The sequence below is a fragment of the Enterococcus sp. BWB1-3 genome, from assembly GCF_016745275.1.
Classification (GTDB): domain Bacteria; phylum Bacillota; class Bacilli; order Lactobacillales; family Enterococcaceae; genus Enterococcus_L.
Genome location: NZ_JADOEP010000020.1, coordinates 38,210 through 54,717 on the forward strand (window position 1 = coordinate 38,210; position 16,508 = coordinate 54,717).

At 38.9% G+C, this 16,508-nt stretch carries 15 protein-coding genes; 5 read left to right on the top strand and 10 right to left on the bottom strand.

All coding sequences use genetic code 11. The annotated features are described in order from the left end of the window. Window positions 1–381: 381 nt before the first annotated feature. On the top strand, window positions 382–3,012 hold the full coding sequence (locus IW492_RS13170; protein WP_202068100.1) for an HAD-IC family P-type ATPase: 2,631 nt from the start codon (window positions 382–384) through the stop codon (window positions 3,010–3,012). Between the two features lie 376 nt (window positions 3,013–3,388). Here the strand turns inward: IW492_RS13170 and IW492_RS13175 are convergent, their stop codons facing one another. The 6 genes from IW492_RS13175 to IW492_RS13200 form a co-directional block, all read right to left on the bottom strand. Beyond that, window positions 3,389–4,573 carry an IS110 family transposase gene (locus tag IW492_RS13175; RefSeq protein ID WP_202068101.1) on the bottom strand — a complete coding sequence of 395 codons (1,185 nt, stop codon included), beginning with the start codon at window positions 4,571–4,573 and terminating at the stop codon, window positions 3,389–3,391. A 434-nt stretch (window positions 4,574–5,007) separates the two neighbouring features. Continuing rightward, on the bottom strand, window positions 5,008–5,466 hold the full coding sequence (locus tag IW492_RS13180; protein WP_202068102.1) for an S-ribosylhomocysteine lyase: 459 nt from the start codon (window positions 5,464–5,466) through the stop codon (window positions 5,008–5,010). 99 nt (window positions 5,467–5,565) lie between these two features. Then, window positions 5,566–6,012, bottom strand: a complete 447-nt coding sequence (locus tag IW492_RS13185; RefSeq protein WP_236671916.1) for a class I SAM-dependent methyltransferase — start codon at window positions 6,010–6,012, stop codon at window positions 5,566–5,568. A gap of 113 nt (window positions 6,013–6,125) precedes the next feature. After that, window positions 6,126–7,271, bottom strand: a complete 1,146-nt coding sequence (locus tag IW492_RS13190; RefSeq protein ID WP_202068103.1) for a cystathionine gamma-synthase — start codon at window positions 7,269–7,271, stop codon at window positions 6,126–6,128. Window position 7,272: 1 nt separating this feature from the next. Further along, window positions 7,273–8,205 (bottom strand): PLP-dependent cysteine synthase family protein, encoded by a 933-nt coding sequence (locus IW492_RS13195; RefSeq protein WP_202068104.1) that lies wholly within the window; start codon window positions 8,203–8,205, stop codon window positions 7,273–7,275. A 445-nt stretch (window positions 8,206–8,650) separates the two neighbouring features. Beyond that, entirely contained in the window at window positions 8,651–9,583 is a 933-nt protein-coding gene (locus IW492_RS13200) for a helix-turn-helix transcriptional regulator (protein WP_202068105.1), read from the bottom strand. 167 nt (window positions 9,584–9,750) lie between these two features. Between IW492_RS13200 and IW492_RS13205 the strand changes: the two genes are divergently transcribed. Continuing rightward, complete coding sequence (locus IW492_RS13205) at window positions 9,751–10,242, top strand: cysteine hydrolase family protein (protein WP_202068106.1); 492 nt, start codon at window positions 9,751–9,753, stop codon at window positions 10,240–10,242. Window positions 10,243–10,716: 474 nt separating this feature from the next. Here the strand turns inward: IW492_RS13205 and IW492_RS13210 are convergent, their stop codons facing one another. From IW492_RS13210 to IW492_RS13220, 3 genes are all read right to left on the bottom strand, one after another. Then, window positions 10,717–11,595 carry an AraC family transcriptional regulator gene (locus IW492_RS13210; protein ID WP_202068107.1) on the bottom strand — a complete coding sequence of 293 codons (879 nt, stop codon included), beginning with the start codon at window positions 11,593–11,595 and terminating at the stop codon, window positions 10,717–10,719. Between the two features lie 623 nt (window positions 11,596–12,218). Then, window positions 12,219–12,530 carry a hypothetical protein gene (locus tag IW492_RS13215; RefSeq protein ID WP_202068108.1) on the bottom strand — a complete coding sequence of 104 codons (312 nt, stop codon included), beginning with the start codon at window positions 12,528–12,530 and terminating at the stop codon, window positions 12,219–12,221. Between the two features lie 46 nt (window positions 12,531–12,576). Continuing rightward, window positions 12,577–13,581, bottom strand: a complete 1,005-nt coding sequence (locus IW492_RS13220) for an amidase domain-containing protein (protein WP_202068109.1) — start codon at window positions 13,579–13,581, stop codon at window positions 12,577–12,579. 300 nt (window positions 13,582–13,881) lie between these two features. Between IW492_RS13220 and IW492_RS13225 the strand changes: the two genes are divergently transcribed. From IW492_RS13225 to IW492_RS13235, 3 genes are all read left to right on the top strand, one after another. Next, window positions 13,882–14,244, top strand: a complete 363-nt coding sequence (locus tag IW492_RS13225; protein ID WP_202068110.1) for a hypothetical protein — start codon at window positions 13,882–13,884, stop codon at window positions 14,242–14,244. Beyond that, window positions 14,244–14,735 carry a hypothetical protein gene (locus tag IW492_RS13230; protein WP_202068111.1) on the top strand — a complete coding sequence of 164 codons (492 nt, stop codon included), beginning with the start codon at window positions 14,244–14,246 and terminating at the stop codon, window positions 14,733–14,735. The genes IW492_RS13225 and IW492_RS13230 overlap by 1 nt, the downstream gene beginning before the upstream one ends. Before the next feature lie 121 nt (window positions 14,736–14,856). Beyond that, window positions 14,857–15,168, top strand: coding sequence for a hypothetical protein (locus IW492_RS13235; protein ID WP_202068112.1), 312 nt, complete (start codon window positions 14,857–14,859; stop codon window positions 15,166–15,168). Window positions 15,169–15,346: 178 nt separating this feature from the next. Here IW492_RS13235 and IW492_RS13240 read toward each other — a convergent pair whose 3' ends face one another. Beyond that, window positions 15,347–16,507 carry a glycoside hydrolase family 88/105 protein gene (locus IW492_RS13240; RefSeq protein WP_202068113.1) on the bottom strand — a complete coding sequence of 387 codons (1,161 nt, stop codon included), beginning with the start codon at window positions 16,505–16,507 and terminating at the stop codon, window positions 15,347–15,349. Window position 16,508: the final 1 nt, after the last annotated feature.

A 16,508-nucleotide genomic window follows, 5' to 3' on the forward strand; every position in this document is an offset into this window, starting at 1 on the left:
GCTGCAACTATCCTTGTAAAGCATCTGCTAATTCCCGAATTTCCTTTGATGCTGCGGAAATTCTTGACCGTCCGATCTTTTCGTTTCTCACTGACTAAAACATAAATCCTATCATTTCTTGAGATGAATATTTCACATACAAAGATTGTCATCTGCATACAGCTATCTCTTTGTATGTGAAATAAATTCTGACAAATTTATCCCCATCAGCGCTTCGCATACTAGCTATCCCTTAGTAATGAATATAAATATTTGCCCACTGTTGTTTACTATTCCTATAGATGCATTCCTACAATCAAAAAGAATCATATCTTTATTCGTTTGGCTGACTCTATAGTAAAATAGAGAAGATATCTACACTTTTCCAAGGAGGAGATCTTTATGAAATGGTATCAAATGGATATGACCGCACTGTCTAAAGTGCTGGACACATCTGAAATAGGATTGAGTCAGGAAGTTAGAAAAAAAAGGCTGGAGCAAGACGGGAAAAATATACTGACCGGAGAAAAGGAAGATGGAAAATTAAAAAAATTTTTCGCTCACTTTCATGATTTGCTGATTTATGTATTGATTGCTTCCGCCGTATTAAAAGGTCTGTCCGGCGATTTTATTGATATGACCATTATCCTTTTCGTTGTACTTATTAATTCAATTATTGGTTATGTTCAGGAAGCAAAAGCGACAGATTCTCTTAAAAGTCTGAATGACATGATGAGTACCTCCGCCGTGATTCTGAGTGATGGAGAAAAACAGGTAACAGATGCTGAAACATTGGTGAAGGGCGACGTGGTTTGCTTAAATCCGGGAGATATCATTCCTGCAGATCTGCGTGTCTTTGCAGCTTATAACCTAGTCGTTGAAGAGGCAATCTTAACTGGAGAATCAACACCCGTAGAAAAACACAGTGAGATGATTACGGAAAATGTGGAGCTTGGTGATTGTACGAACATGGTATTCTCAGTAACCTTAGTCACCAGCGGCTCCGGTAAAGGCGTAGTCGTCAGTGTTGCCGATGATACCGAAATTGGGAAAATCAGTCAACACTTAAAAAGTATTGATAACAGTGAAACGCCTTTGATTAAGAAAATGAAAATACTGAATAAACAAATTTTTTATACATTAGCTGCTCTAATCACCGGCTTGACAGTTTTCAGTATCTTTTTTCGTGATTTTACAGGAAGCAAATTATTGTCTTCCATGATTGCACTAGCCGTTTCAGCGGTTCCGGAAGGTCTGCCTGCAGTACTGTCGATTATTTTATCTGTAGGAGTTGCCAGAATGGCGCAAAAAAAAGCGATCATCAAAAAAATGCCCGCTGTAGAAACTCTGGGAAGTATGGGAATCATTTGCTCTGACAAAACCGGTACATTAACAAAAAATGAAATGCAGGTTGTTTCAATTGTAACGGTAGATGGAACTGAAAAAAGCAGTCAGATAGAGCCTGAAATGTACCAAAAAGAATTAACTCAGGCAGAAGAGGATGATGTACTAAGAAAGCTGATCGAGGTTGCCCGATATTGTAATGATACAAAAATTACTTATAAAAATGGACAGCGGGAAGTGATTGGGAATCCAACAGAAGGCGCCCTGCTTGAATGGGCAAATCATTTGTCGATCATAGAGGAAGAACATGACATCAGCAAGATCCCTTTTGATTCTTCATATAAATATATGGCAACCTTAGTAGAGGTGGATCACCGCCGCTTCATTTATTTGAAAGGAGCCCCTGATATTCTATTGCGCATGGTAGAGTTTCAACTCCATAAAGATGGAAGACAGCCATTTAATGAGACCTACTGGCAGGAAAAAATTCAGGCACAGGCGCAAAAAGGACAGCGCGTTCTAGCTGCTGCTTTTAAAGAGGTCCCTCAGGAAAAAGAGTCGCTCTCACATCAGGATCTAAAAGATGAAATGATTTTGATTGGGCTGTATGGCATCATAGATCCACCGAAACCGGAAGCAATCGAAGCAGTCGCAGTTAGTAAAAAAGCAGGTATCTCTGTCAAAATGATTACAGGAGACCACAAGGACACTGCCATTGCGATTGCAAAGCAGATTGGTCTGGAACAGTATGACCATGCATTGGAAGGAAAAGATATTGAACAATTGTCTGATGATGAACTCGCAGAGATTGTTTTGAAAAACGATGTCTATGCTCGAACAACGCCGGAGCATAAATTACGTCTTGTACATGCGATACAAAAGAATGGATACATTGTCGGAATGACCGGTGACGGCGTCAATGATGCACCTGCATTAAAGCAGGCAGATATTGGTATTGCAATGGGAATAAAAGGCACGCAGGTCACAAAAGATGCTGCAGATATGGTACTGGCTGATGACAATTTTGCAACGATTACAAGTGCTGTAAAAGAAGGTCGCAGAGTGTATGACAATTTAAAGAAAACTATTTATTTTTCTCTGCCCACAGCTTTTGCACAAGGGCTGCTGGTGGTTCTTTCGATTTTATTGGATCGACCGCTGCCGCTGACTTCTGTACAAATCTTATGGCTAAATATGGTTACGACAATCACCCTTTCCTTTGCACTAGGCTTTGAACCCTTGGGAAGAGGCAGAATGGCAGCCCCTCCCAGAGATCCAGAAAAAAACATTTTAGACAGGTATGCTGTTTTTCGAATTATCTATGTTTCCATCTTACTGGCTGCTCTTGGATTTTTTGTCAATGATTTCCTGGCAACTCGTGAAGCTTCAGCTGCTGTTATGCAGACTACTCTGATTATGACAATCGTATTCGGTCAGGTTTTCTACATGATCAACTGTCGGGAAATCACTGATTTTTCCATTAATGCTCAAATACTAACCAACAAAGTTCTTTGGCTCTCCTTGCTTGTCCTGTTCATTTTGCAAAGCCTGCTTATTTATGCGCCGTTCATGCATACAATCTTAGGAACTGCCGCTATTGATTTGAATCATATCGGTCTTTCCCTGACAGCAGGAATCATTCTATTTGTTTTTGTTGAACTGGAAAAAACAATAACAAGAAGCCTCTGATAATAGATAGTTCTGAGCTGAAACACTATAAAATTAACACTGGTAATTAAAGGAAAACCAACCGTTGCCATAGACAGTCTGGTATAGAATTAAGGGACTATGACAAAAGTATGTCTGAGATCCCTAAAACCGAATAAACGGTGTTCCAAAGCCCCTCCATGCTTCGAGGATCGGAACGAAGTGAGAACCGTAGACGCAGAAGCTGTCTCTTCGGAAATAAGTCGAACTATACTGAAAATATGAGTAGCTATTTTCGTATAGTCCGACTTATTTCTTGAGACAGAACACTTCTTATACGAAAACTAAAACTCAAAAAATGCAAAAAAAGACTACCTGCTGCTTAATGTGTGGTTAGTCAAATTTGGTCTAGAACACTTTAGCAGTTGTTTGTTAAGGTGTTCTTTCTATTTTGTAGATAATTCTCTCCAAGTTCTTGATAACGGGACGCATCGGAAAACATCCGATAAATGATTCGTACCATCAAATGTACGGTCGCTACAACCGCTTTTTTGTGTCCGGTATTCCTTCTTATCCGAAAGAAAAATGCCTGTATTCGATTGGGTTTCCCTTGGGAAACGGCCAATGCTCCTTGTGCTAACACTTTTTTTAGATAAGAATTGCCTTTCCCTACACGTCTGCTGTAGGTTTTTCCAGCACTCTGATTATTCCCCGGACTCACTCCTGCCCACGAAGCCAAATGTCCGGCTGTTGGAAACACAGACAGATCTATCCCGATTTCTGCGAGCACAATTGCGGCTGTTCGCCGATTGATTCCCGGGAGTTCTTCTAACCGTTCCACATAATCTTCATAGGGAGTGAGATAGTCGTTGATTGTTTCTTCGACTTCTTGAATTTGTTTTTCTAAACACTCAATTTGTTTGAGATGAAGAGCGAGCATTTTTCGATAATGAACGGTCATGAACCCTTCTAAAGAATCCATCAACTGCGGTACTTTTCTGCGTAAAGTAGTATAGACACACTCGAGAATAAGTGTTTCTGTGATCTCTTTATTTTCAATTAAGGCATACAGAAGCGCTCGACCGGATTTGCCATAGACATCTTTAATGACAGAAGTCAGCTTTATTCCGGCACTTTGTAACACCATATGTCCACGATTTTTTTCTCGATTCAAGTCTTCAACTAAATGCTTCCGATAACGAGTGATATCTCGCAATTCTTGAATAGGCTCGGGTGGAACAAAGCTTGTGGGTACGACACCCAACCGAGTTAATCGAGCAATCCATTCGGCATCTTTCATATCCGTTTTTTTCCCTGGAATATTCTTGATGTGACGGGGATTCGCCAATTGCAGGTCAAAATGATTCTGTAGAATTCGCCACACACATTTCCAATAGACCCCTGTACTTTCCATACTGATATGTGTGACTTCGTAAGAAGATAACCAATCAGATAAATCCAATAAGCCGCGAGTTGTTGTTTCGAAACTGCCAAAGAATTTTTCCGGGCGTTTTTTTCCTTCAGCAGAACGAATCACACAGGCAACAATGACCTTTTGATGGATGTCTAATCCAGCACAACAAGAACGAAGTACATCTTCCATGTCCAATTCCCCCTTGAAAAAATGTACAGAAGGAGCTATTCTACTTATAGAAACAATTTATTTTTATACGCAGGTTCTATGACCTAATGATTGGTGCATATCTTTTTGTGCGACGAGTAACCGCAGGAGCAGATAAGTAGAACGATCTAGTTTGTCCCTCAAGGTCAACTTGGAAAAGAACCTCAATAAGTGATCGACCTACAAGCCCTTCTGTCCTCTTTAGTATGACAGGAAATAGCGTGTAGGTCGATCATTTTTTCTTTTCATTCTGTTTGGTGTGGGCGATAGCCCTCATGAGTGTTTGTCACAACCTCTTTCTCTATATTTTCATTTTCAAATTCAGCTCTTCCAGCGATGAAAAAATACATAAAAGAACCTTTAAAAGCAGATTTATCCTCTTACCTCAGAATCTTCGCCGCTCCAAAGTATCGAGCTTAAGCAAAGACATTGCCCCATTCCTCACGCTGATCCAAAAACTCTTTAGCTAATGCTTGAGCCCCTTCCAGTGTATGGCTGGCTGCCCAGCCGCACTGAACTGGATTGCTGGCCGGAACTTCAGTCGCCACCAGCACATCCTTCATGGTTAATTCTAAAACCTCCATAACCTCATCAATGTTGTCGTGATTCAAGACAGTTAAATAGAACCCTGTCTGACAGCCCATTGGTGACCAATCAACAATATAATCCGCATGATTACGAATCAATTCTGCTGTCAAATGCTCCAAAGAATGTAATGCTGCCATTGCCATGTGATCCTGATTCGGCTGTTTCAAACGAACATCGTATTTCACGATTAAATCCCCGTTCGCACCCGTTTTTTTATCTGCTACCCGGATATAAGGCGCTTTAACCTTCGTATGATCCAAATTAAAACTTTCAACATTCATTTTCATCTGCTTTTTCCTCCATTCATTTTTTTTCGATAACCAGCCAGACAAAACAATTCATTTGGCGGTAGATGGTCTGAAAACCGTTCTTGGTAAAACCTTCCTTCAGGTCGACCATGAGCGGATAATACACCCGCTCCAAATCTGCTGCAAGATTGAATTCTCCCAAAGCTTTTTCTCTGTTACGATTTTAGCATAAGTCGCCTGAGATAGAAACATTGTATCACCAAATATGATTTTTCCGCCCTCTGACAACAATTGACCACAATTCTCAACGGCCCTCTTTTTTTCAGCCGCTCTCAACTGATGAAACACCCTGTTTGAAACGATCACATCAACCACTGCCGGTAATTCAGGGAAGTTTTCCATACCACCAGCATAAAAAGTTGGATTTTGAAGGCTTGTTTTTCCTTTGGCAATCTTTCGCATTTCCGGAGAAGGCTCTACCAGATAAACAGTCTTTCCCGCAGTGATCGGTTTTTCTATCAAGTTGCCGATATCACTCTCAAACTCCAGCACTATTTCACTGGAAGCCTTGATGATCTCATCCAATATTTTTCAATAGCTGGCAAATACTTTCTAATACTCCGGATTACCACCATTGACCTCCTCATCGTAATCTGCTGTCCATTCTTTAAAAATCAGCATAAATTCCAGACCTATAGTTAGGCACCAGCCTTTTCAAATGCCTGTTCAAGATCCGCTAAGAGATCCCCTGCATATTCAAGTCCCACCGACAAACGAATCAGCCCATCTCTAATTCCTGCAGCTTCTCTTTTCTCTTTCGGGATTGATGCATGCGTCATGACTGCCGGAACTTCCACCAAACTTTCCACCCCGCCCAGGCTCTCTGCTAAAGTGAACAGCTGCAGTGCTTCAACAAAAGCAGTTGCAGCAGCTTCATTCTTTAATTCGAAAGAAATCATACCACTGAAGCCGCTCATTTGTTTTTTCGCCACCTCATAACCGTTATGGCTGGACAGCCCAGGATAATAAACGTTGGCGACTGCCGGATGGCTTGTTAAAAATTCTGCTGCCGCTAATGCATTTCGCTGATGTTCCTCCATTCTTACGCCTAATGTTTTAATCCCCCGCTGCATCAGCCAACTGTCTTGCGGACCTAATACAGCCCCTATCGCATTTTGTAAAAAGGACAGCTCTTGAGCAAGCTTAGGATCATTCGTCGTCACTAAGCCAGAGACCACATCGCTGTGTCCGCCGAGGTATTTTGTTCCACTGTGAATCACAATATCTGCCCCCAAGGCTAACGGCTGCTGGAAATAAGGAGTAGCAAAAGTGTTATCCACCATCACAACTAAATTATGCTTTTTAGCAATATCAGCTGCAGACTTGATATCTGTAATCTTCAATAATGGATTGCTGGGAGATTCCAGATAAAGCCCCTTGGTATTTGGCTGTATATTTTTCTCAATATCTGCCAGATCACTTGTATCAACAATCGTATACTCCAAACCATTTTTAACAAAAACCTGCTCAAATATACGAAAAGTTCCGCCATAAACATCGTCACCCATAAGCAGATGATCTCCCGGTACAAATAAGGACAAGATCGCATGAATACCCGCTAATCCTGAGCCAAATGCAAATCCCTGTACACCGCCTTCCAAGTCTGCGATTAATTCCTCCAATGCATGACGCGTTGGGTTACCTGAACGGGAATACTCGTATTCCTTTGGCTGCCCAACTCCATTTTGTTTGTACGTAGAGGTTTGATAGATTGGTACACTAACTGCTCCAGTCGTTTTATCTTCTGAAATCCCGCCGTGAATTAGTTTCGTATTGATATGCATATTAATAGTCCTCCCGCGAATAAATATTTTTGGATAAATAACGATCTCCGGCATCAGGGAAAATCGTGACCACCTGACTGCCGGCAGGTAATTGTGCCGCTTCTGCCAATGCTGCGACCATTACAGCTCCTGACGAACTGCCCACTAAAAGCCCATGTTCCCGAGCCAGCTTTCTGGTCATGGCGAATCCATCCGAATCAGTGATAGCGGCATAACCAGTGATAGGCAGCCCCTCCAGAAAGGTCGGCATGAACTCGACCCCAATTCCTTCGATTTCATGACTGTGACTTGCTCCGCCGTTTAAAATTGAACCCTCCGGTTCTACACCGATTAAACGAATCGCCGTATTTCTTTCCAACAGGTAACGTGCAACTCCGCTAAATGTTCCGCCGCTGCCAACCCCCGCCACAAAGCTGGTGATTGACTCACCAAGATCGGCGACCAGTTCAGGAGCAAGCGATTGATAATAGGCTTGGGGATTGGCAGGATTTTCAAATTGCGAAGGCAGATAGCTGTCTGCAAATTCTTCTTGAAGCTTTTCAGCTTTGGCAATCGCCCCGATAATTCCTTCTTCGGTAGGTGTATGAACAATTTCCGCCCCTAGAGCCCGCATCAATGCCTGCTTTTCCAAACTAAACTTTTCCGGAACCACAAAGATCGTCCGCAAACCGAAAGCAAGTGCTGCAATAGCAATACCGATACCCGTATTACCGGCAGTAGATTCAATAATCGTCGTCTCTCTGGTTATCTTGCCGCTTGCCAACCCGACCTCAATCAGATAGACACCTAAACGATCTTTGATGCTACCACCGGGATTCAAGTATTCCAGCTTGGCATAAACTGAGGAGCCTTTAGGAATTTCAGCAAACTCACGATGGGTGAAACGCAGCAGCGGGGTATGACCGACAGCTGCTTGGATAGAATCAATAATCATAGTAAACTCCTTTAACATTTTTTTAAACAACAAAAAAGGTACTGACTATTAATCAGCACCTTGAATTTCCATTAGGTCGTCACTAAAGAATAGAAAAGCTCCTATTCATGGTATCAAAAATAATCGAAAAATTGGGCAGTTAACAGGCATGACAAAATGGTATGCTGCTTTTTAGCACCATACAACAACAGCAAGATTTAACTGCAACAGTTTTGCTGAATGTCATGTCCGGTTCCTCCAATTTTTTTGGTTCTTACGATGTTGTAAAGGTTAGCATAGGAAAAAATTTCTGTCAACAGAAAAACTCTGCTGGATATATGCTCCTTCTTGACGGGAAAATCCATCCTGCCTTATGCATTATTCAGTAATTGATGCAAGAAATCCATCCGAACTTTGTGGAATATTGCTCTATTTTTAAGGCTGCTTTTCCATCGTATTTCCTGTATTAACTTTTATATATGGCTGCTATATCCTGTATTCTGCGCTTTATTTCTATGCGGACATGTGCTGGCTCTAAACATTCACATTTATCGCCAAAGCTGAAAAGAATATTGTAATAATAGTCATTTTCTATAAAGGGAAAGCGAACGATATAATGCTCATCACCATCGTCCAACAAGTCTTCAACTGTACAATAATCAAGCACCCTTTCTATAGCAGATTGATGAAAACGAAGGGTAATATGTGTTCCCATTTCTGCTAAAACATCACTAACATCCAGCTGCGGTTTTTGATAGTCGCGCGGTGAAAAAACCACTTCTTGAATTTGCAGGTTTGACAGGCGAGATAGTTTGAATAAGCGAAAATCATTTCTTTCACAGCAATACCCATACATATACCAGTGATTGCTTTTCAACACAAGCTGACAGGGTTCAACTGTTCGTGCGGTTTTATTTCCGTGACGGTCTGTATAGTCAAACGAAAGCTGTCTGTTTTCCTGTAAAGCTGTTTTGATTCTTTCCAGATAGGGTTGTATATTCCTGTTGCTCATCCAAGGACTCAAATCTATAAGTAATTGATTTGTTTTTAATTCAATGTCTTTCGCTCTGTCAGCAGGGATAAAGCTCCTGACTTTCGCAAGAGCATTAACCAGTTCATCCCCATGCACCATATCGGAAAGACTGGAAAGCCCCATCAGTATCGTGGAAAGATCAGTTGGCGAAAATACTTTTCTGTCTACCTTGTAATTCTGCATGATTTCAAAGCCGCCGCCCACTCCTGATACTGAACGAACAGGAATTCCTGCCAGATTGATAGAATCTATATCCCGATAGATTGTTCGGGGTGAAACTTCAAATTTTTCAGCCAGCTCCTGTGCACCCACACGTTCTTTATCAAGAAGAATCATAATAATACTGACAAGTCTTTCCACCTTCATCTAACAGCCGCCTTTCAAAATTTATTTTTTCCATTATAGATTGTTGCCATACTGATGTCAACAATTGCCAGGTATAATAAAGATTAAACAAATCAATTACTAATATCTGTCTGACAATTATTACAGAAACAAATTTTTCAGATAGATCTTAATCAGGAGGAAAAGCCATGAAGCAAAAAGCTTTAGTCATCATCGACATTCAAAACGACATCACAAAAAATTACAAGGAAATTATCGGAAATATCAATACCGCTATTGATTGGGCAGTCAAACAGGAGATTCATGTTGCTTATATTCGACATGAAAATTTATCAGCCGGCACGCGGACATTTAAAACTGGTACTTCCGGCGCTGAATTAGCTCCTGATTTAAAAATAGTCTCAAAAAATATCTTCACAAAGTATAAGGGCAACGCATTAACCAGTGAAGAATTTACAGCGTTTATTACAGCTAATGAAATAAGCGATTTCTATATCACAGGAGCAGACGCTGTTGCTTGTGTGAAATCAACCTGCTATAACTTGCGTAAGGCAGATTATGACGTTACGGTGTTATCAGATTGCATTACCAGTTATGATAAGCGAAAAATTGATGACATGCTGCGTTACTATGAAAGTAAAGGAAGCAAGATTAGCTGCTTGGATAGCTTATTCATTTAAGAAAATTTCCTGCCTAACACATTTAAGAGGATGTAACATACTTCTGTCACATCCTCTTAAATGGTGTTCAAAGGTCTTTATGTACAGTCCCTATTAACGTTTGACTACTTACACATTTATCAGAATGGCTTCGCATCCCCCTATCTCTTACTGCAGTAATAACTGTCGACAAGTTCATTTCTATTAGAGCTGCACATACCATCACTAAAAGTTTTTATACTAAAGAAAATTCTTGTATCTACAAGTCTCACTACACTACACTTCGTTTCGATCTCATCAATTTCTAAACGGCAGAGCCATTAAGAATTGAAGGACTTCGTTTCGATCTCATCAATTTCTAAATGGCAAAGCTATTAAGAATTGAAGGACTTTGTTCGAGTCTCGGCACAAACATGTCTAATTGGCAACTCGTCACGTTTAATCTACTGTGCTGCAAGGATTAGATCAAAGTGAAAGTATATCCTCCAAGTCCAATTAATTATTATTTTTTTCACGCAGACTCTTCCTGTAAGCAATTTTCTTTTTACGGTATTGGAGCGGAGAAGTTTCAATGTATTTTTTGAAGACCCGATTATAATAGGTCATATTTTGATAGCCTACTTCTTCTGCTACTTTAGCAATTGTCCAATCTGTGTCTTCCAACAGCTTCTGTGATTGTTGGATTCTTCGAATATTCGTAAATTCAGAAACGGTATAGCCCGTCGAACGTTTAAATATTCTGGATAAATAGCTCTTATCTAAATAGAAATATTTTGCTATATTTTGTAAAGAACCGGCTGTTTTATACGAGTCCCGAATATATAGGGCAACTCGATTAACCAATTCATCTACTTCATTTGTATTCGCCACTTTCTTTTCACGCGGCCCGCTGGTCTTTAATCTCGTCAGATAGACAAACAACTCCGTTAAGCGTACTTGTACTGACAGTTGATACATAGACTGCTTCTTTTTCACTTCATTAGCCAGATCCATCAATAGCCATTCTAAATAGGAACGATCTGTTTCAGGAATCTGAATCAATCCGTTATATAAGCTGAAAAATTCATCCATATCAAAATCCGTGTCTGCTAAAATCTTTTGAAACTTTTCCTTTTCAAAAGAGAGAAGTACCCGGTCATGAAACAATTCTTTATCAGAAGCAGTATTATGAACCTGATTGGAATCAACGATCACTAAGCTGCCGGGCTTACACACATAATCCTTGTTTTCAATAAAAAACAGACGTTTTCCCGAAAGAAAATATTGAAATTCAACTTCTGGATGCCAATGCTTTACCATTTTATATTCTTCATGCCGCGTGCAGCGTTCTATTACCAAGCCATCCATCATACCACTATAAATAATATGTCTCATACGGTTCTCCTTTCTTACTTTGATACCAATTGATTTCTGTTCTTAAAGAATCAATTGCTTGCATCCCAGAGGTCCGATAGCCAACGCTATTCTAAGTTGATGCGTTTGCGACGAGGATCTCAACGGAGAGAGAACCGTAGGAGCACTATTTCTAAATGAATAAAATCACTAAGATACTGCGGTTCTCCTCTCTAAAAGAAATGTTCAATTATCCAGTAAATCAGAAACTGCGCTTAAAGCGATGTCTGTAACTAAATAATACAAAAAAAGATGATTAAAACGCAACCAGATCATTAAAATAAAAATCAAATACTGCTGATCGGGCTTCACAGGAAAATACCTGTGTTGAATCAATGATCAGTAAAAAGAAATGACTAGAGGAGTGTTTAATGGGAAGACAAATATTTGATCAATGGAAGATACCGAAAACACCATGTAATGATTCTATGATAGTATATGTGCAATGTGACTGCGGAGAGTTGGCAAAAAAGGTATATGGCAAGTATTATTTTACTTGTGATCATTATAGCCGAGAGTACGTGCAACAATTTGGAGATTATGTAGAAATAAAGAAAAAAAGACTCCGATCATTAGAAGTTGACCAGAGCTGATGTAGTCAGTATTTATGCTTCACCAAAATATTTGGCCCAATAAAAAATTCCAAATACTGATTTTACTTCATATGTTTCTAAATAGGAATGTGTATTATCATCCAAAGGAGGAGGAGAAACTTTGAAAAAAATTGAATACCTAAACTTTTCTTTTTCTGTAGATTCTGACTTCTCTACTTTGCTTGAAAAAGCTTCTTTAAAATGACCAGAGAAAAAAATATTGGATCTAAGAGCGATTTCAGGCGTTAAATGTGTGAAACAAAATAGAGCAATAACTGTGAAAAATATTATTTTAAGTTTTGTATTTAGGCTTGCTTTCTTCATGATTTTCCTCCATAAACGCTATCATTTATCTGTAATTATATCAAATTTAGAATTTTAATAGAATAAATGAACTGTAAGCAGAAACGTCAAGACCGTCCCATGCTTCATTTAAGCGATCAGTTGTGTGCTGTGTGATATATGCTTTAGTGCCAGATTTTTGGCTAACATATGAAGCGTGAGTAATTTCATAGGTGTTTTTCTTCCAATAAGCTACGAAAGTACCTTCAGTCATTCCTTGTTGAGCAGAGGTTTTAGTTGTGTACTGAGAAGTCGATGCTCCACTGGCTGTCCAATATACAAAAAACTGGTGTGCTAAAGTCCATGTTGGTGAGTAGGACAAAGCGTTTACATAATACCAAGTCATTCCACTAGCATTTTGATAGTAACTTTGGCTTTTTCCACCAGCGTTAGCAATTTGTGAAACAAAATTAGTACAGTCTGAAGGGAACGCACGATAATTAGTGTTGTAGCTTTTAGCATGCTTTTTAGCATATGTTGTTGCGCTATAAACACCAAATCCCGTTCTAGATTGTATTCGGCTACTACCGGCATTTTCAGCTGCTAAAATTGAAGCTCTATTTTCTTCTTTTATCTCATTGTAAGTTTTGTTCAAAAGTGACGTGCGCGCGTTAAACATATCTAATGTAGATGTTTCAATTTCGGTAATAGGCGTAATCGAACCAATTCGGTTTGTATAAATGGAAGCAAACTCATTAAATTCAATGTTTTCACTTTCGGATGATCCAATTTTAATTTTGTCAGTATTGGCAACTTCATTTAGGAAATTGAAGTATTCAGAACTAAATTTGTCTTCGAATGTTTTCCCTAATTGTTCTTTAGCGGCAACTAGTAATTTTGTTTCGGAATCTATCAATTTAGAACTTAAGTCGAAATCAGAAACTGATCTTTTTCGCTCATTTTGCATAATGACTTGTCCTAGACTGCTACCTTCATTTCCAGCTATAGTGCTTTCTTCAGCACTTGCTTTAACAGACAATACAAACGGGATGGTAATCATAACTAGCGCGACTTTCAATTTACTAATTTTCATAAAGTACTCTCCTTATTCTTTTTTTACTTTGAAATATAATTAGTGTAACTAATTTATATATATTCTCCTTTCTGTGGTGTTTAATTCGTTTTAATTGTAACATTTAATACCGAAAGAAGAAAGCGTTTTCTTTGCTACGAAGTAAAATTAATGAGTCTTTTTCTCATAACATGTAGCCTTTCTAATAAAACATTATGGAAACGATACGGGTCAATCTCTTGTTGATCCGTTTCATACAATTCCAACTAAGGATCACTTTGGCTTGATTCAAAATCATCAATAAGAAAAGTGTAAACCATAATGGAAAAATGTCTATATGATTATATTCAAGAATTTCCTGATCTTTCAGAAACTGAAGTAGAAGTGAAATTTATAAAAGATAGTATTGAAAAAATTGGCAAGCAATGTGTCCTTAGAAGAAGCAGAAGAGATATGGTCCATTCATTCTTTAAGCTTGTATACAACCTGGTTAGGTATTTCAGAAAAGGAATCAATAGTGAAACTATTGAAAATAAAGATTACATGAGAAAGTATTTTTATGATCATGTATATAATGAAGAAGACTGTGTACTTGTAAACGAAGACAGTTCTGTCAGTTTCTATAGAGATTTACCAGATGCTAGGATGCAATTCCTTAAAAAGGATCAGAAAGGTGTTAAGTAATGGAAATTACAGCGGAGCAACTGTTACATTATGAAAAAATTCCTAGTAAAAAATTTCTTGAAATTACGAATAGACTGAAGCAAGTAGCTGAACATGAAGACAAGGAACTGCTTATTGCGATTTATCAGGATCAGGATTATAAATTTCATTGGGCAGAACCAGAACAAAAAGGAAACTTGGAAGATGTACAATTCTTACTAGAGGATAAACTATTAGTAAATGAGACGTATGCTTCACTGGTTTGTATAATCCATTCACACCTGCTTAATCTAAATAGGCCTCAGTTCTCGATTGCAGATAATATAGCAGATATGCAAATTCCTTTTGTTATATCAGTAATATTTGATTGTGCAGCTGTTTATAAAAAGCAATTGTCTACAGAAGACTTAAATGAGAGATATTTTAGATTCAGAACCTATAATTCATTTGAAGAAACATTTAAATATTTTGATTTAGACGATATTTGCAAAAAGGATCGTTCGGATTCTTAGAGAAAATTTTTCGGCAGCAGCTGCAGATCGTCCGGGTCAATTTTCCAAAAGGCGAACAGTCAAAATTCCTAAATCTGAAAATAGTTCGGCTTTTCAAAAATGATCAGTAAGAGGAAATCTTATGAAGATAAATAAAGAAAAAATAAGAAAATTGTTTTCTTATTTTGAAAATGTAAAATTTTCTAGTATTAAGGAAATAAAATTAGCATTTGAGAGCTGCACAACATTATGTATACAAGCAATTACTGATAAAATATCAAATTCAATAGTAATCATTTATTCAGATGAATCAAGAGACCAAGTGTATTATTCCCTAACAGAGGGGAAATATGTTCTCATTAATGACGAGAAATGTACAGCAGAAAAAACACTCCTGCTCCTATCCAAACACGGTGAAAATGATCGATCTATTCCCTCTTTCCTGCCAAACTAATGAAGACAGGGGGAACAGCTCGATCATTTACTAAGATATTCTCCAAGCAAACTTTAGGGAAAACTGGATTATTTGACTTGGTTCCCTATACTTTTTCAAAAAAATATTCCAATACCGGAAGAGGCTATCCATTCCTGTTATACTGGAATTAGATAGTCAGCATGTATCACTTATCCAGTCATTCAAACAGCGAATCAACCGTTGCCTCCATATATTCAGAATAAGCATAGATTAAGGGACCAATTCCTTTGCCGTCATCACTTACTACAGGCTCAGAAATATAGTATTCATAAGTGCCGTCCCGTTCATGATACTCTCCCTTTCCAGGCATTCCGCCTAAGCCGGCAACCAGACAAATGTCCTTTAGTTTGATCCGTCCATTCTCTTGAACCATCTTTTGATTCATAACCTCTCTAAGAATTTCCCCACCCTTTTCCACATATGATTGATCAATAATTCCAAGTCTTACACCCTTTATCAAAATATACGCAATTGCACACGAGGCGCTGGTCTCAAGATAATTTCCTAGTCGATCTGCCTGATCCGTCACCTGATAAAAGAGCTTGCTTTCCTGATCCTGATACACCATTATAGAATTGATTAATTCAACCAGGTAAACAGACAGCTCTTCGGCAGCTTCCGAACAGGTGGTCTGAAGGAGTTCAATTGTGTCAATCAATCCCATTGCGTACCAACCGATTGAACGGCTCCAGAAGCTCTTGCTGCAGCCCGTTTTCTGATCAGACCAAAACATCTTTTTACTTTCATCATAGCCATGATAAAGTAATCCGGTTTGCTGGTCTTTCATGTATTTCTGTACATTTCTAAATTGAATTAATACGTCTGACAGATTGTTTCCAGCCAGCCACCGCAGACCATAGGCCAGATAGAAGGGCTGAACCATGTTCAACCCATCCAACCATATTTGGTTGGGATAAATCAGTTTATGCCAAAAGCTGCCGCTCTCAGTACGCGGCTGTTTTTCCAACTGACCGTATAATCGGTCAAGTGCTTTCCGATACTTCTCTTCCCCCGTCTGATCGTATAAGTCGAAGAGAACCTTCCCTTCATTGATGGAATCTGAATTCATACTCTCCAGCGAATAACCTAGAATTTCACCCTCTTCATTAATGAAATAATCAATGAACTTCTTTAGAAAGTCAATATATTGTTTCTCTCCTGTTACATTGTACATTCGTTGAACAGCAATTAATACACAGCCATCGATGTAACTCCAGTGAGGCTTTTTCTTTTCCAAAATCGCTTCCTGATTCCAAACGGATTTCTCCGGAGAAGAATCAGCGAGAAGTTCATCAAAATACTGCTTAATCATTTCCATC